This window comes from Allomuricauda sp. M10, assembly GCF_020782875.1.
Taxonomy (GTDB): Bacteria; Bacteroidota; Bacteroidia; order Flavobacteriales; family Flavobacteriaceae; genus Flagellimonas.
The window spans coordinates 188,809-211,410 of sequence record NZ_JAJGBN010000004.1; the positions used below are offsets into that span (position 1 = coordinate 188,809).

The 22,602-nt window shown below is 42.1% G+C and carries 17 protein-coding genes; 2 read left to right on the top strand and 15 right to left on the bottom strand.

Translation table 11 applies throughout. The features are described from left to right. The 3 genes from ettA to LKX84_RS12080 all read right to left on the bottom strand — a co-directional run bounded on the left by ettA (position 1) and on the right by LKX84_RS12080 (position 2,960). Positions 1-1,692 (bottom strand): energy-dependent translational throttle protein EttA, encoded by a 1,692-nt coding sequence (gene ettA / locus LKX84_RS12070; RefSeq protein ID WP_228237419.1) that lies wholly within the window; start codon positions 1,690-1,692, stop codon positions 1-3. Between the two features lie 35 nt (positions 1,693-1,727). Further along, positions 1,728-1,904: a CAL67264 family membrane protein gene (locus tag LKX84_RS12075; protein ID WP_228237420.1), complete on the bottom strand. Its 177-nt coding sequence runs from the start codon at positions 1,902-1,904 to the stop codon at positions 1,728-1,730. Between the two features lie 72 nt (positions 1,905-1,976). Continuing rightward, on the bottom strand, positions 1,977-2,960 hold the full coding sequence (locus LKX84_RS12080) for a Gfo/Idh/MocA family protein (protein WP_228237421.1): 984 nt from the start codon (positions 2,958-2,960) through the stop codon (positions 1,977-1,979). Between the two features lie 249 nt (positions 2,961-3,209). Between LKX84_RS12080 and LKX84_RS12085 the strand changes: the two genes are divergently transcribed. Continuing rightward, positions 3,210-4,838, top strand: a complete 1,629-nt coding sequence (locus tag LKX84_RS12085; RefSeq protein WP_228237422.1) for an acyl-CoA carboxylase subunit beta — start codon at positions 3,210-3,212, stop codon at positions 4,836-4,838. Between the two features lie 5 nt (positions 4,839-4,843). Here the strand turns inward: LKX84_RS12085 and LKX84_RS12090 are convergent, their stop codons facing one another. The 7 genes from LKX84_RS12090 to LKX84_RS12120 all read right to left on the bottom strand — a co-directional run bounded on the left by LKX84_RS12090 (position 4,844) and on the right by LKX84_RS12120 (position 15,076). Further along, the gene (locus tag LKX84_RS12090; RefSeq protein WP_228237423.1) at positions 4,844-6,538 is read right to left on the bottom strand and encodes a carboxypeptidase-like regulatory domain-containing protein; all 1,695 of its coding nucleotides are present in this window, start codon (positions 6,536-6,538) and stop codon (positions 4,844-4,846) included. Between the two features lie 70 nt (positions 6,539-6,608). Continuing rightward, entirely contained in the window at positions 6,609-8,357 is a 1,749-nt protein-coding gene (locus LKX84_RS12095) for a carboxypeptidase-like regulatory domain-containing protein (RefSeq protein ID WP_228237424.1), read from the bottom strand. Between the two features lie 56 nt (positions 8,358-8,413). After that, the gene (locus tag LKX84_RS12100; RefSeq protein ID WP_228237425.1) at positions 8,414-10,603 is read right to left on the bottom strand and encodes a TonB-dependent receptor plug domain-containing protein; all 2,190 of its coding nucleotides are present in this window, start codon (positions 10,601-10,603) and stop codon (positions 8,414-8,416) included. Between the two features lie 37 nt (positions 10,604-10,640). Then, positions 10,641-11,987 carry a M24 family metallopeptidase gene (locus tag LKX84_RS12105; protein ID WP_228237426.1) on the bottom strand — a complete coding sequence of 449 codons (1,347 nt, stop codon included), beginning with the start codon at positions 11,985-11,987 and terminating at the stop codon, positions 10,641-10,643. Positions 11,988-12,019: 32 nt separating this feature from the next. Next, positions 12,020-13,093: an AMP-binding protein gene (locus LKX84_RS12110; protein ID WP_228237427.1), complete on the bottom strand. Its 1,074-nt coding sequence runs from the start codon at positions 13,091-13,093 to the stop codon at positions 12,020-12,022. Beyond that, complete coding sequence (locus LKX84_RS12115; RefSeq protein ID WP_228237428.1) at positions 13,071-14,033, bottom strand: CPBP family intramembrane glutamic endopeptidase; 963 nt, start codon at positions 14,031-14,033, stop codon at positions 13,071-13,073. Before LKX84_RS12115 ends, LKX84_RS12110 begins: the two co-directional genes overlap by 23 nt. Beyond that, complete coding sequence (locus tag LKX84_RS12120) at positions 14,024-15,076, bottom strand: o-succinylbenzoate synthase (protein WP_228237429.1); 1,053 nt, start codon at positions 15,074-15,076, stop codon at positions 14,024-14,026. Before LKX84_RS12120 ends, LKX84_RS12115 begins: the two co-directional genes overlap by 10 nt. A gap of 46 nt (positions 15,077-15,122) precedes the next feature. Between LKX84_RS12120 and LKX84_RS12125 the strand changes: the two genes are divergently transcribed. Beyond that, positions 15,123-15,917 (top strand): SDR family oxidoreductase, encoded by a 795-nt coding sequence (locus LKX84_RS12125; protein WP_228237430.1) that lies wholly within the window; start codon positions 15,123-15,125, stop codon positions 15,915-15,917. Between the two features lies 1 nt (position 15,918). On the opposite strand, the gene LKX84_RS12130 is transcribed toward LKX84_RS12125, so the two are convergent. From LKX84_RS12130 to LKX84_RS12150, 5 genes are all read right to left on the bottom strand, one after another. Next, positions 15,919-17,880 carry a sensor histidine kinase gene (locus tag LKX84_RS12130; RefSeq protein WP_228237431.1) on the bottom strand — a complete coding sequence of 654 codons (1,962 nt, stop codon included), beginning with the start codon at positions 17,878-17,880 and terminating at the stop codon, positions 15,919-15,921. A gap of 1,430 nt (positions 17,881-19,310) precedes the next feature. Further along, on the bottom strand, positions 19,311-20,063 hold the full coding sequence (locus LKX84_RS12135; RefSeq protein WP_228237432.1) for a LytR/AlgR family response regulator transcription factor: 753 nt from the start codon (positions 20,061-20,063) through the stop codon (positions 19,311-19,313). Between the two features lie 33 nt (positions 20,064-20,096). Further along, positions 20,097-21,005 (bottom strand): 1,4-dihydroxy-2-naphthoate octaprenyltransferase, encoded by a 909-nt coding sequence (gene menA, locus LKX84_RS12140; protein ID WP_228237433.1) that lies wholly within the window; start codon positions 21,003-21,005, stop codon positions 20,097-20,099. 2 nt (positions 21,006-21,007) lie between these two features. Continuing rightward, positions 21,008-21,607, bottom strand: coding sequence for an SPOR domain-containing protein (locus LKX84_RS12145; protein ID WP_228237434.1), 600 nt, complete (start codon positions 21,605-21,607; stop codon positions 21,008-21,010). Between the two features lie 159 nt (positions 21,608-21,766). Further along, positions 21,767-22,597, bottom strand: a complete 831-nt coding sequence (locus LKX84_RS12150) for a S1 RNA-binding domain-containing protein (protein WP_228237435.1) — start codon at positions 22,595-22,597, stop codon at positions 21,767-21,769. Positions 22,598-22,602 lie beyond the last annotated feature (5 nt).

Genomic DNA, 22,602 nt, shown 5'->3' on the forward strand with positions numbered 1-22,602 from the left:
TTATCTTATCAGCTTTTTATATTTGATGCGCTTGGGCATAATATCACCGCCCAAGCGTTTCTTTTTGTTCTCCTCGTAATCCGAGAAGGATCCTTCAAAGAAATACACCTGTGAATCACCTTCAAAAGCTAGGATGTGGGTACATATCCTGTCCAGAAACCATCTGTCGTGCGAAATGATCACGGCGCAACCCGCAAAGTTTTCCAAACCTTCTTCCAAAGCACGTAACGTATTTACATCCAAATCGTTGGTAGGCTCATCCAAAAGCAAAACGTTGCCTTCCTCCTTTAAGGTCATCGCCAAGTGAAGTCGGTTCCTTTCCCCACCGGATAACATATTCACCTTTTTGTTCTGTTCACTTCCGGAGAAATTGAAACGGCTCAAATATGCCCTTGAATTTACCTGTTTGCCTCCCATCATCACCAATTCCTGTCCATCGCTAAAGTTTTCCCAAATGGTTTTTTCAGGATTGATGTTGGAATGACTTTGATCTACGTAGGCAATCTTGGCGGTCTCCCCTACCACAAATTCTCCTTTGTCTGGGGTTTCTTCCCCCATAATCATTCTAAAAATGGTGGTCTTACCAGCACCGTTGGGTCCAATAATACCCACAATACCGGCTTGAGGAAGGTTGAAGTTTAATTCTTCATACAATAATTTATCGCCAAAAGCTTTGCTCACCCCTTTTGCCTCGATTACGTTTGTTCCCAAACGAGGGCCATTGGGGATATAGATTTCCAAGTTCTCCTCTATCTGTTTTTGATCCTGACTGAGGAGTTTATCGTAATTTTTTAAACGGGCCTTTTGTTTTGCCTGACGGCCTTTTGCTCCTTGACGTACCCATTCAAGCTCTCGCTCCAATGTTTTTTGCCTTTTGGAAGCTTGCTTGCTCTCTTGGGCCAATCGCTTGGCTTTCTGATCCAACCAACTGGAATAGTTCCCTTTCCATGGAATGCCTTCTCCCCTGTCCAGTTCCAAAATCCAACCAGCTACGTTATCCAAGAAATAACGGTCGTGCGTTACGGCGATAACGGTACCTTTATATTGTGCCAAGTGATGTTCCAACCAATGTACCGATTCCGCATCCAAGTGGTTGGTAGGCTCATCCAACAACAATACATCCGGCTCTTGCAACAACAGACGGCAAAGCGCAACTCGCCTTTTTTCACCTCCCGAAAGCACACTGATTGGTTTATCGGGTTCTGGCGTGCGAAGGGCATCCATCGCAATCTCCAACTTGGTATCGAGTTCCCAGGCGTTGGTAGCATCAATTTTATCTTGCAAAGCCGCTTGCTTGTCCATCAGCTTTTGCATCTTATCAGGATCTTCATACACTTCAGGCAACCCGAACATATCATTGATCTGGTTGTATTCGTCCAAAATGGCAACGGTATCGGCAACACCTTCCTTTACAATTTCTAAAACCGTCTTGCTTTCATCCAGCAATGGTTCCTGTTCCAAATATCCTACCGTATATCCAGGTGAAAAAACCACATTTCCCTGATAGTTTTTATCTACTCCGGCAATAATCTTCAACAAGGTGGACTTACCAGATCCATTGAGACCCAGAATACCAATTTTGGCTCCGTAGAAAAAACTGAGATAAATATTTTTGAGTACGGGAGTGTTGGCCGTTTTATAGGTCTTGGTAACCCCGGACATTGAAAAAATGACCTTTTTATCGTCTGACATTTGGCTTTAATTAAAGAGTTAAGAAAAAAGAGGGACTACACCCTTCCCTTCAGCGCGTTGAATACCCACGCCACAGCAAAAAATCCGATACCTACAGCGGCAAAACCATATCCTGCCACTTCATCATATTTAAATGCCCCAAGTGCTATCATTCCAATTCCCACAAAAATCATAATCCATGTGGCCCATGCGAGCACCGTGTTCTTGTTCATTCCCATTGTCTGTAGTTCTGAAGAGGTCCAAATATCGTAAAAAATGAACTAATGCAAAGGCTATGTCAAGGATTAAGTTTCAAAAGGAAAGGTTATGCCACATTTTTCACGTACGCTATCCAGCAATTCCGACAAATCCAGGCTATTTTGATGTGACCAGAGCTTACTTTCAATCTGCTTGGCCTTGAGGCATTTGTTCACTTCCAAGATTTCATAATAGTACCCAATCCCTGTCAATGGCATTGGGAATTCTTCTTCTTCCCCGTCTTTGGACAATCTGTATCCATCTGCTTCGTGCCATCTGGAATTTAAAAGCAACTCCCCTTCGGTACAGGAAATTTCAGCAATCATACTAGACCGACTGGTCAGACCGGAATACAAAACCGCTTGTGCCTGGTCGTAGTCAAAAATCATACTGGTCTGGAGCTCCGTGCCATTGGAATGGAAATTGGAGGTAGCCAAAATCTTCTTCGGCATTCCCAATAACAAATACGAAAGAAAAATAGGGTAGATTCCAATGTCCAGTACTGAACCTGAGGCCAAATCCGGATTCAATAATCGGGAATCCAGATCCCTGTCCAAGGCATAAAAAGCGAAATCGGCGTGCAGGTAACAAAGTTTGCCCAACTCACCATCATCAACCATTTGCTTTACCTTCTGGATGGTGGGATTAAAGCGAGACCACATGGCTTCCATCAAAAAAACGTTGTTCTTTTTTGATACGGCCACCATCTCTTGCACTTCTGCCCTACTTATACCCAATGGCTTTTCACACAGAATATGTTTCCCATGTTTCATGGCCATTATGGCCAAATCCTTATGAAAATTATGTGGTGTGGCAATATACAGCACGTCTACTTCGGGAGATTGAAAAAGTTCCTCATAAGTGCCAAAAACATGCGGTACATCGAATTCATCCGCAAACTCCTGTGCCCTTTGTACATTTCTTGAGCCAACTCCTGTGAGCATGGCATCTTCAACCAATTGAAGGTCCGACGCAAATTTTCTTGCTATTTTTCCTGGGCCAACAACGCCCCATTTGATTTTGCTTTCCATATATCCCAAAAGTAATGATTCCCAGCATGCTTTCAGACCTATAAGTCAATTCGAGTGATGTTTGGAGCGATTGCGAGAAAAATTGTATCGAGAATGTTCATTTTCCGATATATACCCTAGTTCTCGATACTTTTTCACAAGTGAAAAAACTCGAACTGACAACTCGCTGATACATTATATCTCAAAAAGCAATAAAGGTTAATTACTATAACTCCTTATCTTTAGCCAACTAAACGAATTTGGACAAAAATGGACCTTACCTTCAATAAAAACGAAGACCATAATAAACTAAAACTCTCCGAGTTACGAAGAAGACTTGCCGAAGTAAAACTGGGTGGCGGTAAAAAGCGGATAGAAAAACTGCATGCCCAAGGAAAAATGTCGTCCAGGGAGCGTATCGATTATTTGTTGGACAAAAATGCTCCCGTGATCGAAATTGGTGCGTTTGCAGGCGATGGCATGTACGCTGAGCATGGTGGTTGCCCCTCGGGAGGTGTTGTAGTGAAGATTGGGTATGTGAAGGGAAAACAATGTGTGGTGGTAGCCAACGATGCCACAGTAAAAGCTGGAGCTTGGTTTCCCATCACCGGGAAGAAGAATTTAAGGGCGCAAGAAATCGCCATGGAAAACAAACTTCCCATTATTTATTTGGTGGACAGTGCAGGAGTTTACCTCCCCATGCAGGATGAAATTTTTCCGGATAAGGAACATTTTGGTCGCATTTTTAGGAACAATGCCATCATGAGTAGCATGGGCATTACCCAAATTGCGGCCGTAATGGGCAGTTGTGTGGCCGGGGGCGCCTACTTGCCCATTATGAGTGATGAGGCTTTGATCGTAGACAAAACCGGAAGCATCTTTTTAGCAGGAAGCTATCTGGTTAAAGCTGCGATTGGGGAAAGCATCGATAACGAAACCCTTGGCGGGGCAACGACCCATTCTGAAATCAGCGGAGTCACCGATTATAAAGCAGCCGATGACAAGGATGCCTTGGACAAAATCAAAAATATTGTAGATAAAATTGGGGATTTTGAGAAAGCGGGCTACAATAGGATCGATGCCAAATCACCCATTGATAATCCAGAGGATATTTACGGTCTGCTTCCTTCATCGCGAAGTGATCAATATGATATGCTGGAAATCATCAAACGGTTGGTGGACAATTCCGAGTTTGAACAATACAAAGAAGGTTATGGCAAAACCATTTTGACCGGTTATGCCCGTATTGATGGTTGGGCCGTAGGCATTGTGGCCAATCAACGTAAGGTGGTAAAGACCAAACAAGGTGAGATGCAATTTGGCGGTGTGATCTATTCCGATTCTGCAGATAAGGCCACCCGTTTTATTGCCAATTGCAATCAAAAGAAAATACCGTTGGTCTTCCTTCAAGATGTTACAGGATTCATGGTGGGCAGCAAGAGTGAACATGGTGGTATCATAAAGGATGGTGCCAAAATGGTGAATGCCGTAAGTAATTCCGTTGTGCCTAAATTCACTATCGTAATCGGAAATAGTTATGGGGCAGGCAATTATGCCATGTGTGGAAAGGCATACGACCCCCGACTCATCGTAGCGTGGCCGAGTGCCGAACTTGCAGTAATGAGCGGAAATTCAGCGGCCAAGGTGTTGCTTCAGATAGAGAAAGCCTCATTGGAAAAAAATGGAGAGCCGCTCGACCCAGAAAAAGAGAAAGCCCTTTTTGCCAAGATCAAGCAGCGTTATGATGATCAAATTTCACCGTATTACGCCGCTGCCAGACTTTGGACGGATGCCATCATTGACCCCTTGGACACCCGAAAATGGATTTCGATGGGTATTGAGGCCGCAAATCATGCACCGATTGAGAAGCAATTCAATTTGGGTGTTCTTCAAGTATGATGGAATTAATTTCGAACCACTAACGAAGGTAATTCCAGGTCGAACAGAAACTGGTTGGCACCTTTTAATCCCAATCTGAATACTTTGATCTCTTTACTTTGCAACTTGCTTCCATAATTTCTGTATATGGTAGCCTTTAAGTAAGTAGGCGTCAATTGCTTATTGCCATGATAAGTCGCGTTCACTTTCCAGGTTCCCGGCAGTTCATCATCCAAGAGAAAGTCGGCCATCGAATAGCCCAGCTTCTTTTCGGAACGAATGCGCTCTGGCATGTCCTCCATAGTATGCTTCCAGTTGAAATATTGATTGTTTGGGTTCACAAACTGCAGGTCGAACTCCGCTTCGGAATCGTTCCATTCAAAAACCAATCTTGTGCTTATTCCCTGCTCCTCCAAGTTGAAGGTTCGCTCCCTAATTTTGGTAGTATTGTTATCGATAGCAAACAAATTATCAAGCTCCCGATCCATCATCTTGGATAAATCCAGACTATCCATTGGCAATAAACCTTCCTCCTGTAAATAGGCATGCCTTGCAAAAAGTGAAGTGGCGGATTCCGCCAACCCCAAGCTCCGATAACTATTGGCCATATCTACAAAGCTTTGGGCATATTCCGGACGCAGCATATACACATGTTTGTAGAGCTCATGTGCCTTTTCAAACCGATTTTGTGACTCGTACAAATAGGCCAGTACCTTCAACCAAACAGGATTTTCTTGGAACTGGACAACGTTTTCATCCAAAATCTTATCGGCTTCTTTCCCACCATATTTTTCAAACATCAACCTATAACAATCCAAATAGAAATAGGGAACCTTGGAGAACAATTTTTCATATTCAGCATAGATCCTAAGGGTTTCCTCTAAACTAGATGCCCCATCCATCATTTTTAAATAAGAAGGGTATTCCTCCTTCAGTTCTGTATTGGATACCACCTTCCCAATCACAAAATTGCTACGTAGCCTTGCCTTGTCATAATGCTTGTTGCTGTCCTCCTCCCTTAAACCATGTACACCATTGACCGTATTAATGACCACAACCCCACCGCTGGCAATATGGCCATAACGCCAAACAGCCTGTAGTCCCGGGATAATCCCTACCCGAAGTACCATGGAAACATCCAACCAGTTCGGTGGATCGGTATGGATCATACCGTCAACCTCGTAGAGTACCGGTATTTTTTTCAATGAAGACCCCAAAGTTCTAGTCATGAATAAGGTGCGAACGGGTACTTTATCAGGATAATAAGTTTCTACATTTATGCCTGACCTTCTACTGGCAATGGCTAACAACAAATCCATTCCAGGATGGAATTCTGAGCCATCTATCACCTTAAGATGATAAGCACTTGTAGCTGGACTGATATAACCGAAGGAGGTGTTGACCACTGTAGAATCCGTAAAATAATCCATGGCCAGTTTTTTCTGTCTACTGATTTTCTTTTCAACCACGACTTCATCCAACTGTTCCACCTTGGGATACATTTTGATATTCAGAATATGGGTGACATCCTCCACAATAATTGAAATTGTGTCCATGCCAAGGTAGGTAAACCTCAATTCTTCCTTTGGCCGAGCCTGAATCACATATAAACCATTGTCATCAGAGCCTGTTGTTGTACCAGAAGCAATATTGGTAATATGAACACTGGGCAATGATTTGCCATCATTGGTAATGCGGCCCTTAACGATATTTTGTCCCAAAAGGGTTCCAATGGAACAAAAGATAACTATTAAGGATGTACAGGTTCTCATCATGAACAAATCCGATGTCTTAATTGTGGGCCACCACAGAGGGCAGCTTCAGATTGAACAGGTGCTGGTTGTAGCCGGTCAGTCCAAGCTTGAACACTTTGACCTCCTTACTCTGTAACTTGCTCCCATAGTTTCTATAAACAGTAACTTTTAAATAGGTGGGAGTGAGTTGTTTGTTTCCTAAATAATTTGCATTGATGCTCCATGTCCCTGGAAGTTTATCATCCAACAAAAAGTCGGCCATGGAGTAGCCCAGTTCTTTTTCGGAATAGATTCTGTCCGGCATATCTTCCATGGTATGTTTCCATTGAAAATATTGGTTTTCGGGATTTACAAATTGAAGGTCAAATTCGGCTTCCGAATCGTTCCATTCAAAGACCAATCTTGTGCTAATGCCCTCCTCTTCCAACAAAACTTTTCTTTTACTGATTTTAAGGGTCCCATTGTCCAATGCGAAGAGATTTTCCAGTTCACGTTCCATAATCTTGGCAAGGTCAACAGTATCCCTAGGCAACAACCCTTCATCCAAAAGATAGGCGTGCCTTGCGTATAGAGAAGCCGCCGCTTCAGGATTTTTCAAGTTACGGTAGCTATTGGCCATATCAATAAAACTCTGGGCATAATCTGGCCGTAGGGTGTATACTTCTTTATAAATTTCGTGGGCATTCTGCCATCTTCCTTCCGATTCATAGCTATAGGCCAATGCCTTTAAAGCCACTGGATTGTTTTCAAATGCACTTTTTTGGTCGGAAATGATTTTATCCGCAAAATCCTGATCGTTCCACTGCTCCATAAAGTATTGGTAGTTATCCAATGTAAACCAATAGGAACCAGAATAGGCCCTGGCATTCTTTTCGTATAAAGCGATGGCATCGGATTTCTGTGGACTGGTATAAAGATCCTTTACATATTGGGGGGCATTATTGGCTACCTTTTCGGTCCCCAAAGCCCTTTGATCATAAAAATTGTTCCTGAGCTTGGCACGATCAAAAGGTTTGCCATCGTTTTCTTTTGTTGTGACTGTTCCAGCTTTAGTATTGATGATTACCACTCCGCCTTTCCCCATGGCCCCATATCGTGTAAGGGCTGCATAAGAAGGTATAAAGGCAATCCTTCTCACATTTCCATTGAGCCAGCTGCAATTCACTTCGGTCAAAATTTGCCCATCCACATCAAAAATGGCATCGCCAGCAAGCGTTAAGCTATTTGTTGGTCTCATGGCCACAATGAACTTATCTGTATCCGGTCTACAACTTGCGTATATCCCCGCAAACCTTCCATTGACCAAAAAATTAAGATTAGGGGCCTTGTCCACTTCTTCCTCACCTATTATCCGTAATGAAAAATTGGATGTGTTCTTGTCCATAAAACCAAAAGCCGTTTTGATGACATTGGGATTGGTATCATATTCCAGTTCCAGTTCTTTTTGGCTTTTTAAAATGGTTTTGGATACGGTAACCTCGTCCAACTCTTCCACTTTTTGGGGTAATTTCACATTCAAGACCCTGGTAACATCTTCCACCTTTATCTTCACCGTCTTCATCCCCACATGGGAATACACCAAAATCTCCCCTTTTTGGGTTTCTATCTCATATTTTCCACCGCTATCCGAAACCGTACCCTTTTCAGTACCTTCAATTTGTACACTTACATTTTTAAGGGGACCAAAATCATCGGAAATGGTACCATAGACCGTTTTTGAGTTTTCTTGGGCCAAGGAAATGGCCATGAATAGAAAAAAGGAACAGAATGCAGCATTTTTTTTCATAGCAGTTTTTTTAAGAAATGTACTATTTCCATGCTTAAGTTACTAAATAATGGCATTCAATTGACATGCAGGGACTTGATGTTACGCTTTTCGTCCCTCTCGGTAAAGTATACCACAAGCTGCTCCTCCTTTTGGTCAGGCTTGCCAAAGTTCGTGTAGAGATTACATTTCAACACCAAGGGCAGGGCGTCCGTTTCCGATAGGTTTCCCAAAAATTTGGCGTTCACCACCCAATTGCCCTTCGCCTCTTGGCCATAGAACTCGAATTCCTCCATGGTCAGGCCCTCCTCGATGCCCTGTTTTATCCTTTCTGGTTTGGCATTGGAATATTCCCAGTTGAAGAACCGGTTCTGAGGGTTCACGAACTGGATCTCGAACTCCGCCTCCGGGTTGTTCCACTCAAAGACAAAGCGTGCATCGTACATGACATTGTTCCGGTATTTGGGGTCCACTTGGGTCACATCCATCTGTCCCCCTTTTTGATGGATCAGGTTTTTGATGTCCCTATCCAAGGTCTTGGATATCAAGAAGGTCCTCAGATTCTGAAAGCCCTGTCCCCCGTTGCACAGGGCAATGAGGGCATCCAGTTCCCCTTTAGGTGAGCCATTCCCCAAATAATGCACCTTGTTGTAATTGGCCTGGAGATTGCCACCGTCCAGACGGAGCACTTGATCGTTCACAAGGGCCGCCAGTTCATTTTTCCCCAATTGGGACAGGCATAGCTCCACCATCTTGAGGATACGCCCATCATCGGGGTGCAGCTCCCAAAGATCGGTGATCACTTGGGCTGCCTTGGTTTTGTCCCTTTCCGCGAAAAAGGCATAACTGTCCAGATAGAACTTCAGGTTGTCCAGGTTCAAACTCCGTAGGGAAAGATAGGTCACAAAAGATCCCTCCAGGTTTTCGGCCTGGGCGAACAGATTATAAAAGGGGGAATCCCCTGGCGTTGCCAATCGCTCCTCCTTGTCGTACACGTTGTTCTTCAACCTTGCCCTGTCCTCTACTTGGCCCTCGTTCACCGTGGGCACCTTGGCGGTCTTGGTGGTGATGAGCAACACCCCGTTGCGGCCTATTTCACCATATTTGTTGGTGGCGGCCAGTCCCTTCAGGACGGTGATACTGGCAATGCTGTTGGGATCCAAGAAATTAAAGCGTGCCAAATGATTAGTAGCTGAACTAGATTGCTCCATGGGAATGCCATTGACGACCACAAGCCCATAATTGTTACCCAGCATGGTCCAGTCCGTCCTCATTTTCACCAATCCCAATTCCGGTTCCTGGCCCGGGGCAGCGGATTTTACTTCCACACCGGAAAAGCGGTTCTGTACCACCGTGGAGACATTGGTGTTGATATCCGTGATCTGGTCTTCCCCTATGGTCTGTATGGCCACCCCTACCCGTTTCTCATCAATATCCCCGTACGCCGTGGCCTTGGTGACCAACTTTTCCTTGCGTTCCTCTACCAGCACCACTTCGTCCAGGGCCACTACCTTGGAGGATAGGAAGATCTTATTGTTGTCCATATCGGACACGGCATAATCCAATACTGCCCCTTTTTCACCACCGCGTATGTAGAGACTGTCGTTCCTGCTTGCGGGAATACTGAAATTTCCCTCCGCATCGGTATAATAGAACTCGTCCGTTCCCTTGATTCCAATGGCCACATGGGGAGAGGGCACATTATCAATATACACCCTTCCCGTCACCAAATTGCCCGTGGCATCAGCATTTTCCTGCCGGTTTCCAATGTCCAATATGGAAGCGTAATCCATCAACCTGGCACGATTGATCAAAGCGGTCCGCTTTAGGAAATCCTCATTTCTGGCCAGGGCGCTGTTGACGATTACACTGCCCTTCTCTAACAACAGCCGGTCCCCTTTGAAAAGGGCGTTGCCATCGGTGAACACGTATACCTTTTTGCCCTCTATCCTTTCATTGAGCTGCGAATAGATCGTTGCTCCTGCGTAGGGAAGGTTTTCCAGTCTTTGTTTTAGGCTTGACCAATCGCCTCCCTCTACCCTATATCTTTCCTCGATCACTTCCGTCCCGAATAGATAAAGGACGATTTTCTGGTCTGGTTTGTTCGCTATTGCCTTGCCCAAAAATTCGAATTCCTTTTCCACGTCCCTGTCCATCATGGAAAGGGAGGTGTCCCAACAAATAAACAATTGTCCAGGATCTGCCTGCGGATACAGTTTCACGAACAGGCAGCTGAGTAGAATACAAAAGATCATAGGTAACCTCATATCTGTTTTGTTGGATGGTTACCTAAGTTACAAAAAATCAGTTCCCTAATTGAGGTTTAGGTCGGGGGATGAGCAACATTTCGGTTTGTCTACCATTTACGTACCTAAAACCTTCTTCCCCATAAAATCCAGGTTCTTCCAGCATAATACGGATATCCCTGTTCCATTCGGGAATATTCACGGTGGCATTCAGTTCTATGGCATACGCCGTATTGGGATTAAGTGGATAATTTTCCCCATCATCCTTCATCACACCACCTTGTGCATCCCACATTCCGATGGTTGTTCCTGCTGAATGCCCATAAGTACCCAAGGGATGGGTATAAATCGAGGGGCGAAGACCTGCATCCTTCGCAGCTTGAAGGGATTTGGCCAAAATATCGTTCCCCACCCTTCCCTTGATCATATTCTGGGTCAGGAAATCCTGCACTCGGTTACCATCCTTAAAGGCGTTGACCAAAAATTCAGGGGCTTCCCTTTCGTCCGGTAACAAAACATAGCCCATTTCTTGACAGTCCGTATTGAGTCTCAAGTAAGTGATACCAAAATCGCAATGCAACAAATCCCCAGGCAGGATCACTTTTTCAACTTCACCTGCTGAAAATGCAGCTAGATGACTAACCAATCCTTCATTGTTTCTTTGGATATCCACTGTTGGATGAAACCACGTTTCCAAACCAAGATCGGTCACTTTTTGACGCATCCACCATACCACATCGTCCGTAGTAGTGATGCCGGGTGTAATTACTTTTTCTGAAAAAGCTTCGGCAATAATACTGTGTGTAATATCGGTCAATTGTGCAAAAATGGCCATTTCCCTCGGGGTCCGGGTCTCAATCCAACGTACGGCCAGCTGTTCTGCAGAACCAACTCTGGAATGATATTTTTTTGGAAGATTGGCCATGAACTCATCATAATCCGTCTTGTCCAAACCATCGGCAATGTTGTGATCCTTCGAAAAATTGAGCCCTATTTTCTTCGGATTTCGCTCTTCGATCAGTTCCATTAAACGTTTCCATTGATTGGGTTCCTGTTCCTTGTCCCAAGCGGAAATAATGCTCTTCCCTACGTTATATCGGGCAACTGCCAATTTATCAATGGTGTTTTTGTCCTTGTTCCTATAAAATAACAAAATGGTGCGCCTTCTGGTATTTAACCAAGTAGCGGGCAACATGGTCTTTATTACAGGATCTTCATTGTATTCCCTTGAAATCACTATCCACATATCAATTCCGGTGCGGTCCATTAACTCTGGTAGCAGGATGTTGAAGCGTTCTTCCAAAATTTCATCCACCACACGGGCCCGCTCTACTTCGGGTAAAATTTCTTGAGCAAAAAAGGTAAATGGAATCAACAGAAAGATGAGTCGGATGGTTTTTTTCATGGGGTTATTTTTGGTTGTTTTGAATGCTCAAATTACAAGATTAATTTTAAAGTTTTATCGCGATGAATCTTTTGCGTGGCCGTTTCCACAAAAGATTTTACAAAGTAAATGTCCTTTGGCACTTCATATTTTGAAATACTTGCTTGAGACTTGATTTTTTGAAGTATTTCGTCAGTGGGCAAAGGTTGTCCTTCGATAACCAAAATCAGTTTTTCACCCAAAACTTCATCAGGAATACCTGCCACAAAAAAACGGGAAGGCATTAGAGGGGTCAACTTGGCTTCAATGGATTCTGGCATTAATTTGATACCTCCTGAATTGATTATGGAATCATACCGTCCTAACCATGTAAATTGATTTGTTCCCTTTAGTTCCACAATGTCATTGGTAATGACCTTTTCGTTGGCCACTTTTGGGGCATTTATGACCAAACAACCTCGGTCATCAGTAGACAATGTTATATTGGGAAGAGTTTCAAAATACGGTTTTGGTTCTGGGGCGATTTCCTTAACGGCAATATGGGTGATGGTCTCTGTCATGCCATACGTTTCATAAACCTGGGTAGAGCCACTTTCCAGCACAGCACGAAGTTTATCATTCACTGGGGCACCGCCAATAATTAAAATACCTACCCTATCCAATTCTTGTAAAGATTGTTCCACTTGAAGCGGTACCATCGCTACAAAATCATAAAGTTTTTTGTTGTGTTGCAGTGGATTTGAACTAGGCTCCACTTCATCTAAATGAAGGCCCAGGACCATGGCACGAACCAACATCATTTTTCCTGCAATGCCTGAACAGGGCAAACAAAGGAGTGCTTGTTGTTTTGGCTTCAGTTGAAAATATTCCCCAGTGGCTAAGGCAGAATTGACCATATGTTCCTTGTTCAATTCAATCCGTTTTGGCTTGCCTGTAGAGCCAGAGGTAAAGACTTCCAAGGTGGGTTTGTTCGATATCCAATCCAACACGAATTGCCCGATGACCACTTCATACGGTTCACCTTCCTTAACCAAACTATATCCTATTTCGGAAAGGTCATCCAGATTACAGGAAAAGCCGTTGAATTTAAAATCGGGATGTATGTTATGCCAAATCGGAATCTCCATCGGTCAGGGCTGCAAATTCTTCCTTGGTCAATACTTTTCCAAATAGACGTTCCTTCCAATTTTTCCAACCATACTTTTGGGAAAAAATAAGGATGAGAATCGGGTAAAATACAAAAACAGGCACCAAAACATCCCAACCAAGTATAGGCTCGGAAACATCTTTATAAAGGGAATTGGTATGGAATGCTGTCCAGTCCGCAGTGACCAAAAGTGCCGTAAAAAGGTTGTTCGCTGCATGGAATCCGAGCGGGAGTTCCAATCCTTCGTCCATCAACGTCAATATGCCCAAAAAGAAACCCGTACCAATGTAGAACACCAAAACACCGTACCCCAGTTTTTCAACTTCTGGATTAAAGATGTGCAATAGACCAAAAAGTGAAGAGCTTACCACAAACGGCAGCCACTTTGTCTTGGATGCAATCCCTATGCCCTGCATAAGATAACCACGTGTGAAATATTCTTCAAAACTGGTCTGTATGGGCACCAAAACGATGGAAAGGACCAACAACACCAAAAACGGCATGGGCTTAAAGTTGAAAACATAGTTTTCTGGGGAAAGGTAAATATCCAACAATACCATTAGGGAAGAAACGATGCCCCAAAGACCGAATGCGAAAAGAATCCGCTTCCAATCCACTTTTTTACGCGAAGTGGTAAAACTGGTAAAGGACTGTTGATGTACGAAGCGCACAACCAACCAAAGACTACCCATGGCAGCCACAAAAGTCAACAATACCAAAAAGAAGAACATGTTCAACCCTAGCGTATCGGCCATGGCCCCATAATCCATAGCCATGTTCATCATGGAATCGGATTTTAATATGAGTGCCACCAATAAGGGAATCCCACCTAAAATCTGCCATCCAAAAAAAATGATCAAAAGACCAACGATGTACCGCCAACCTTCGCTTAATCCCTTGTATCCTTGCTCTATAAACATATTTTTTCAATTTCTTTTTGGTTCCAACTCTTGTATTGTCTATAATATATATTCCCTTGGGAAACTTCAAGTGGACTATCAATATTATTGGTATATAAACTCCCTGTTCCCAAACCTTGTGGCATGGATGTATTCAAGGAATAGTTCCATTGTGCTATGGCATTAAGGCCAATATTACTTTCCAGTGCACTGGTGACCCACCAACCGATATTGTATTTTTCGGCAATTGCTATCCATTGTTCACTTCCTGCAAAACCACCTACCAAACTGGGTTTTAAAATAATGAATTGTGGCTTTATAGTTTGTAGTAGTTTTTCTTTTTCTGTTACTGAAAATATTCCTATCAACTCTTCATCCAACGCAATGGACAATGGGGAATCTTCACATAGTTGGGCCATTACTTCCCATTGTTTGGGTTTTATGGGCTGCTCTATGGAATGTAATTGAAATGCTGCCAATATTTCCAATTTGTGCAATGCGTCCTCAGGGGGAAAAGCCCCGTTGGCATCAACCCGCAATTCTATTTCATTTGGGTCGAAGTTGTTGCGTATGGATTTTAAAATGGATAATTCCTTATTAAAATCAATAGCACCAATTTTCATTTTGATGCAACGGAAACCTTCATCCAGTTTTTTCTGCAATTGCGATAACATGAATCCTTCATCACCCATCCAAATCAACCCGTTAATGGGAATTGGAGCTTCCTTTTTTGTGAAATCAGAAGGGAAAAGTTCAAATGAATCTTGACTCGCCAGGGATAAAAATGCCTGTTCAAGCCCAAACTGAATGGAAGGAAAAGCCATCAATTCATCCAATAGTTGCTCTTTTTCCAAATGGATGTTTTGACAGACCCACTCCAGTTTTTGTTCATATTCAGGAACATCATCAATACTCAGACCTTTTAAAAGTCCACATTCCCCGATACCTGTTTTTCCATTCTCATTGAGAATCAAAAACCAAGTTTCCTTCTGCGTCAAAATACCACGTGAAGTTCCACTGGGAACTTTAAAATTAAGGGTGTACTTTTTGTAGGTTGCTTTCATCCTGTGCTACCAAATTTAACTATATTTTACATCTAAAAGAGAACAAATGGCAAGCATCGCGGGAAAAACGATTTGGATTACAGGTGCCTCTTCAGGTATAGGAAGAAGTCTGGCATTGGAACTGAGCAAATATCCCTGTAACCTTATTCTTTCCTCACGGAAAACAGGCGAATTGGAATCGGCAAAGGAAGCCTGCAGAGGTACCGAAAATATTTCCATTTTGCCCTTGGACCTGAAAAATCATGACCAAATGGAAATGGTTGCCAAAAAAGCTATTTCGTTTTATGGCAAAGTGGATATTCTGGTCAACAATGCCGGGATTAGTCAACGGTCATTGATCAAGGACACCGATATGACTGTTTACAAACAGCTTATCGATATTGATTATTTGGGGACCGTGGCGCTGTCCAAAGCAATCCTCCCCTATTTTTTGGGTCAAAAATCAGGACATTACGTTACCGTTACCAGTCTGATGGGCAAATTTGGTTCTCCCTATAGATCAGGATATTGCGGGGCCAAACATGCCCTACATGGCTTTTTTGATGTGATGCGGATGGAGCACGAAAAAGATGGGATAAAAGTAACCTTGGTTTGTCCTGGTTTTGTACAGACCAATGTGGCCAAAAATGCATTAACAGCTGATGGCACACCCCAAAAAACAGATGATACTGCAACCCAAAATGGTATTTCCCCTGAATTGGCAGCCCAAAAAATGATCAAGGCAATCACAAAGGAAAAATTTGAAGTGAATATTGGTGGAAAAGAAATCAGTGGCGCTTACCTGAAACGGTTTTTTCCCAAATTACTGCATAAAGTAGTCCTTAAAAGTCAGGTGCGGTAACCTAACTAAAATTGAACCAGAACCTGACCCCGTCGTTCTGCTTATCAATATTGAGCTTGGATTGAAGCTGGTTCACCAAACGATTGATCAAGCGAATACCCATAGAGGAATGGCTTCTTTCTTCCGTATCTTCAGGCAGACCGACCCCGTTGTCCGAATACTCAAAATAGCCCTGGTCGCCATTTTTACGAAGGTGGATGTAAATCTTACCATTTTCATCATTTTCTGGGAAAGCATATTTGAAGGAATTAGAGACCAATTCATTCAAAATCAGACCAAAAGGAATGGCCCGGTCAATATCCAGCTCGGTACCTTCGGCATCTATGGTAATGCTGATGTTATGCCCTCCCTTTTTGTAAACGGACTGCACGCTATTGATCAAGCTTTCAATATAACCCTGCATTTCAATAACCGAAAGGTCATCATTCTGATATAATTTTTGATGGATCAAGGCCATGGCCTTTACCCTACTCTTTCCTTCTTCCAAGGCCTCGATCGCCGCCTTACTTCTCGTATTTTTGGTCTGTAAACTTAACAAGCTGGACACCATCTGAAGGTTGTTCTTTACCCTATGGTGAATTTCTTTCAAGAGGGAATCCTTTTCTATCAAGGCATTCTCTATGATATGTTTTTGTTCGGCGATCAGTCGTTGGTTTTTGATACTCTTCATATAGGCATACACCAATCCTGCAAATCCCAACAAGGTGAATATCAATGAAATGATGACCAAATTAATCTGTTCCTCTTTCGCTTTCATTTCACTACGGGCTTGGGCGTTTATTTGCTTTTGCTCGTTAATGATACGCAAGCTGTTCTGCATTTCCTCATTGCCCACAACCGTAACCAACTGCTGTTTGATCAGGGCCGCCTCTTTTTGGGACATGGAATCATTAATCCTTTCATTGCGTTTATAATAAATCGCTGCGTTCCTGTAGTTTTCAATCTTATCGTAATATGCAGCCAATAGGCTATTCCGCTTTATGGTCTGAAAAACGGTGATGTTGTCAAATTCAGCATCCAAATATTTTTTGGCCTCTGTAAAGCGTTCCATTTTTAAATAGGCATCGGCTAAATAGAGTGTATTTTCCACCACTTGACTCTTATCGCTATTTTTGGGAGATGTCTTTAGTACCTCGATACTGTTCTGCAATAATGGAATAGCTTCCTCATATTCGCCAAGTTGAACATGGCATTTGGCAATATTCCCTTCTATTTCTGCCTTTAAAAGATCACTTTCAAAAATATCGGCGTCACTTTTCTGGGTGGATATATCATTCAGGTATACATCCAAATAAGCATTGGCCTTTTTAAGTTCGCTCAGAGCGGTCGGGGCCGAGTTGTCCAACCGTAAATAATTCCCCACTTTACTGTGGTATTTGGCCAGACCATAGGAATCATTGTCCGCAATGGTCGGTTTGACTTCCATGATGTATTTGTTCCTCGCTTCGGTATAAAGTCCAAGGTTGCTGTAGATATCGTAGAACGCTACATTATCGGTAATGCCCAGTTCACGCTTTTTTTTCCGAATTTCTATTTGCTTATCGAACAACTGAAGATTGGCAAAATTATCATCCAACATTTCCAGGATGATTTTTTTGGATTCAAAGTTCAATGAATCTTCGGACAGGTATAGTTCCTTGGCCAAAGCGGTACTTTTATCATATTCGCCCAAATCGTTGTATACCTGTGCCTCCATTACACGATACATTTTGGATGCCAAGGTGTCGTTGGTCTTTTCTGCATTGGACAAATAAACTTTGATGGTGTCCAACCAATCGTAAGCGGAATGGACATTGTAGCGGTTCACCGAATTGAAGAAAACATTGAACCTGGTGGATGGGGCGCCTGCATCCTGAAATTCCTTTAGCACACTTTGCTCATCATCCGTAGCGACTTGAGCCGAGGCAGTAAAAAGAAAAACAAAATATAAGGTGGTGAATAAATATCTTACGTAACGTCCCATTAATTTTCTTGATACGGAAACCGCTTTTTAATTGGAACGGCTCCATATGATTTTGTGCCCATTTTTCCTTTATAGCCCCTATAAATGGACAATTTCAGAGACGAAAAACAGTCGCTGAAAACCAAGTATGGGGTATATAAAGAACGTTAGTTTGATCCCAAAATTAAATTCCAGACATCAGACTTGCCCAGTATTGTTGTGAAAACCCCATATTCTGTTGTGAAAAGGCCATCAATGTATGTCAATAGGCATTATATCGATGTTTTGTGCATTTCATGGAATAGATCAATGAATTTGGAGCTGGCAAAAATCAAAAAAGGTCTTGCCGATTGAACAAGACCCTTTTACGAGAACACTATATGAAAATGAAAAAATTACTTTCTGATTAATTACATGGTAAAAGTATATTTCAGGTATCTGCGAAGGAAATTATTGTTGCGAAGTTGCCGGTAGCTGTGGTGATTTCACCTTTTTATGACTTTTATTCAATGTGTGGTTATCAATTATCAATGGACAGTGGACAATTAACAATGAGCAATGAATTACCTGTATGGGCATCCATTCCTTTATTGAGATTCTTCGCTGTGCTCAGAATGACAAGAAAGGCATTGGCAAGGAATATGTGTAATTCGTGTCAATCAGATTAGTCCAAACTTGAGATTCTTTACTACGTTCAGAATGACAAGCAAAATCCATATTAGTGGCATTCGGGAAATTCGCGTCCAACTCTGATCAGAAGAAACTGGGATTCTTCGCTGTGCTCAGAATGACAAGAAAGGCATTGGCAAGGAATATGTGTAATTCGTGTCAATCAGATTAGTCCAAACTTGAGATTCTTCACTACGTTCAGAATGACTAGCAATATCCATATTAATGTCATTCGGGAAATTCGTGTCTAACGAAATTGAGATTCTTCGCTGTGCTCAGAATGACAAGAAAGGCATTGGCAAGGAATATGTGTAATTCGTGTCAATCAGATTAGTCCAAACTGGAGATTCTTCACTACGTTCAGAATGACAAACAAGATTCTTATTGGTGGCATTCGGGAAATTCGTGTCTAACGAAATTGAGATTCTTCGCTGTGCTCAGAATGACAAGCAATATCCATATTAATGTCATTCGGGAAATTCGTGTATAACTCTATTCAGAAGAAATTGAGATTCTTCACTGCGCTCAGAATGACAGGTTGGATAGTATAAAATCAAAAAGAGCCTTGCCACTTGGGTCAAGACTCTTTTACGAGAACACTATATGAAAATGAAAAAATTACTTTCTGAATTATTAACACTGCTAAAGTATGGTGGACTAACCTGAAGGGGAAAATTATGTTGTGAACCCCATAAAAGTTGTGGTAATTTTCCAAATTCAATATTGTGGTATAAAAAAAGCGCCCAATTTGGGCGCTTCCATATCATCAAAAGGGTTATCCCTTAACTGTTCATGGATGAAAGAATGAAATCCTTGAAGTCCTTGGAGATAGGTATCAAATTATTGTTGATTACAATATCCTTGGAATTGATGGCATCAATGTGGTCCACATTTACGATGTAGGATTTGTGCGCTCTATAAAATTTATTCTGTGGTAATTTTTCTAGATAATCCTTTAACGGGGAACGTACTAAAAACTTCTTATCCACCGTATTCACTTCCAGATACACATTGTCCGCCTTTATAAAATGGATATCCTTGAACTGTATCCTATAATAAAGATGCTGCTTCTTCACAAAAATGGAATCCTTAAGTACCGAGTTTGAGGTGAAACTTTCCCCTGCATCTTCAAACTCCTTGCTATTTTCTTTTCTGGAGTAGCTAAAGTTGGAAAGTGCAATCTCAATGGAAGTATACAGATCCTGCTGCTCAAAAGGCTTTACCAAATAACCATCCGGTTTAACGGTCTTGGCATTTTCCACAGTGGCCCTATCCGAGTTGGAGGTCACAAAAATGAACGGAATGTTATAATTTTCCCGGATATGCTTGCCTAGATCAATACCTGTCTTGTCCGAAGCCAAGATAATATCGATCAACACCAAATCAACATGGTTGTTCTTCAATACCTCCACGGCCTGTTCGTACACTATGACATTATCTACAATCTCATACCCAATTTCTTCGAGCATGGATTGCATGTCATCAGCAATGATAACGTTGTCCTCTACGATTAGAATTCTGATTGGATGTTCCAAGTTCCTTAAAGTTTATCTGGTTGTTAATCAAATTTACAAAAAAATATTGACTGCCGTGAAGAAGAGTATAGCAAGTAAAAAAGTGCCCAATGCCAACTTTTTCAGTTCTCCGTCCAACTTCACCGGTTCGTGGGTCAACATAACTTTTCTCAAGTGGGTCAATAATGGCACAAAAGCCAACATAAAAAAACTATGGCTCCAATGCATGCCCACTACCCCAATATAAATCAAAAAACACAGCAACGCTGTTAAAATCAGGAAGAAATGGTAGCGTTTACCGTTTTTGAACCCCATTTTAACCACCAACGTTATTTTTCCGTGTTTTTTATCGGATACTATATCCCGAAGGTTATTGAGATTCAAAACCCCAACACACAATAGTCCTATGGCCACTGCAGGCAGAAACGAAGCTACGTCCAAGCTTTTGGTAAATAAAAACATGCTCCCTAAAACGCCTAACAAACCGAAGAATAAAAACACAAATAAATCTCCCAATCCCTTGTAGCCATAAGGGTTGGAGCCCATGGTATATTTTAGGGCGGCCCAAATGCTCAAAATTCCAAGTGCGGTAAAGAGGATAATGTATGGCACGTTTTCCAAACCAAATGCTCTGTAAATTAGAACCAAGGCCAAAATCATGGATATGGCAATGGAAACTATAATCCCTTTTTTGAGGGATTCCCTTGTTAGCAAACCACTTTGCAGTGCCCTAGCCGGACCTATGCGGTCTTCATTGTCCGTGCCCTTTACCCCATCCCCATAATCGTTTGCAAAATTGGAGGTCACCTGAAAACCGATGGTGGTCAAAAGGGCCAGAATAAAAATGGAAAGTTCAAAAAAACCTTGTTTGGTGGCCAAAGCGGCCCCAGTAAAAATTCCTGAAAGGGAAAGCGGGAGTGTTCGTAATCGTGCGGCCTGAATCCAGGTCTTCGTATTTGCCAAGCTTAAAACGGATCTTCTATTTTAATTCTTTTGCCATCTTGGTAAGACGCCACGAATGCATCCTTGAATCCCATATCCACTAACTGCTTTCTAAAGGATTGGGCTTCTTGCAAGGTTTCAAAATTACCAAGGGAATAGGCATAAAAAGGATTGGTCTTTACAAAAAGGGTATTGGTCAAAGCTTCAGAAGCCAAAGTCACATTATTATCTACAAATGATTGGACCTGAACGGAATAAATTTTTTCCTTATTCAAAAATTCCTTGGCCAAATAGAATTCTTTTACCAAGCTGAGTTCCTCGTTTTGGGATTTCAAGTTATTGATCCTTGCCTTGATCACATCCAAACTATCGATGGAAACCAGTACATTGCTTTGGTTCTCGAAAGATTGCTTGCTACTCCATCCAGCGGTAAAGGATGTAATGGCCAAAATACCGATGACAAAGATTCCCACAAAACCCATAAGAATGTTGCGCTGTATCTTTAATTTACGCAAATCTTTGTTCTTGTATTTGATCTGATCCAGTAATCTTTCGTTGATAATCTGGGCCTTATCTATATCCTTATGAAGGTCCAACAAATCACTTTCTTCAATAAAAGGCATGTTGTCAAGGGGTTATGGGTTAATATAATGTTCAATACGCATCTTTTGTCATCTTAAAAACGTATCCTTACAAATGTAAAATTTTTACCTAAAGAAAAAAACTCAATGGTATGAAAATTACACACTTATAAAGCAAAAAACCTAGGTTTTGACCTCCCTTCATATGAGTCGGATGCCATCATCCTGAATAATGATCTTTCGTTGGCGATACAAAATCCCCACTCCCTTTTTAAAGGCTTTTTTACTCAGGTGAAGTTGATCCTGGATCTCTTCCGGTGTAGACTTGTCATGTAACGGCAGAAAACCGTTATGCTGCTGCAATTTATCCAAGATCATCTTGGCTGTGGGTTCCAACATCTTGGCACCAATGGGCTGCAGGGAAATATCTATTTTATGGTCCTCGCGAACTTTTTTCACAAAACCCTTGAGCTTATCCCCTATGGAAATGGGTTGAAAAATATCGCTGTCAAAAATAAGTCCCTTGAATTTATTGTCCACAATTACCTCCCAACCCAATGGTGTTTTTCTGTAGACCATAAGATCTACCTCGGTATTGGCTTGGTATTCGGGATTTTGGTTGGCCAAAACTTTATCCAGCTTACTGGATCCGGTAAGTCTTTGACTTTCCTCATCCATGTAACAATACACCAAATATTTCTTGCCTTCTTCCATTCGTTGGGACTGTTCCCTAAAGGGAACGAGCAAGTGTTTTTCAAGGCCCCAATCCAAAAAGGCACCATAGGCACTGACTTCAGCTACTTTTAAAAAGCCAAATCCATCACGTACGATATAAGGGGTTAACGTAGTAGCGACAGGACGTTCACTATTATCCAGATAGCAGAATACCGTTATGTCGGAGTCTATTTTAAAATCGTCCGGCACATACTTGTTCGGCAAAAGAATTTCAGTTCCCTCATCGTCCTGTAAAAAAAGTCCAACACTGGTGGATCTTTCTATTCTAAGCGTATTATAATCGCCAAGTCTTATCATATCGC

Bases quoted from the DNA above. Each gene is read 5' to 3' on its own strand.
- ettA (WP_228237419.1), bottom strand. From the start codon at position 1,692: ATGTCAGACGATAAAAAGGTCATTTTTTCAATGTCCGGGGTTACCAAG.
- LKX84_RS12075 (WP_228237420.1), bottom strand. From the start codon at position 1,904: ATGAACAAGAACACGGTGCTCGCATGGGCCACATGGATTATGATTTTT.
- LKX84_RS12080 (WP_228237421.1), bottom strand. From the start codon at position 2,960: ATGGAAAGCAAAATCAAATGGGGCGTTGTTGGCCCAGGAAAAATAGCA.
- LKX84_RS12085 (WP_228237422.1), top strand. From the start codon at position 3,210: ATGGACCTTACCTTCAATAAAAACGAAGACCATAATAAACTAAAACTC.
- LKX84_RS12095 (WP_228237424.1), bottom strand. From the start codon at position 8,357: ATGAAAAAAAATGCTGCATTCTGTTCCTTTTTTCTATTCATGGCCATT.
- LKX84_RS12100 (WP_228237425.1), bottom strand. From the start codon at position 10,603: ATGAGGTTACCTATGATCTTTTGTATTCTACTCAGCTGCCTGTTCGTG.
- LKX84_RS12105 (WP_228237426.1), bottom strand. From the start codon at position 11,987: ATGAAAAAAACCATCCGACTCATCTTTCTGTTGATTCCATTTACCTTT.
- LKX84_RS12110 (WP_228237427.1), bottom strand. From the start codon at position 13,093: ATGGAGATTCCGATTTGGCATAACATACATCCCGATTTTAAATTCAAC.
- LKX84_RS12115 (WP_228237428.1), bottom strand. From the start codon at position 14,033: ATGTTTATAGAGCAAGGATACAAGGGATTAAGCGAAGGTTGGCGGTAC.
- LKX84_RS12120 (WP_228237429.1), bottom strand. From the start codon at position 15,076: ATGAAAGCAACCTACAAAAAGTACACCCTTAATTTTAAAGTTCCCAGT.
- LKX84_RS12125 (WP_228237430.1), top strand. From the start codon at position 15,123: ATGGCAAGCATCGCGGGAAAAACGATTTGGATTACAGGTGCCTCTTCA.
- LKX84_RS12130 (WP_228237431.1), bottom strand. From the start codon at position 17,880: ATGGGACGTTACGTAAGATATTTATTCACCACCTTATATTTTGTTTTT.
- LKX84_RS12145 (WP_228237434.1), bottom strand. From the start codon at position 21,607: ATGCCTTTTATTGAAGAAAGTGATTTGTTGGACCTTCATAAGGATATA.
- LKX84_RS12150 (WP_228237435.1), bottom strand. From the start codon at position 22,597: ATGATAAGACTTGGCGATTATAATACGCTTAGAATAGAAAGATCCACC.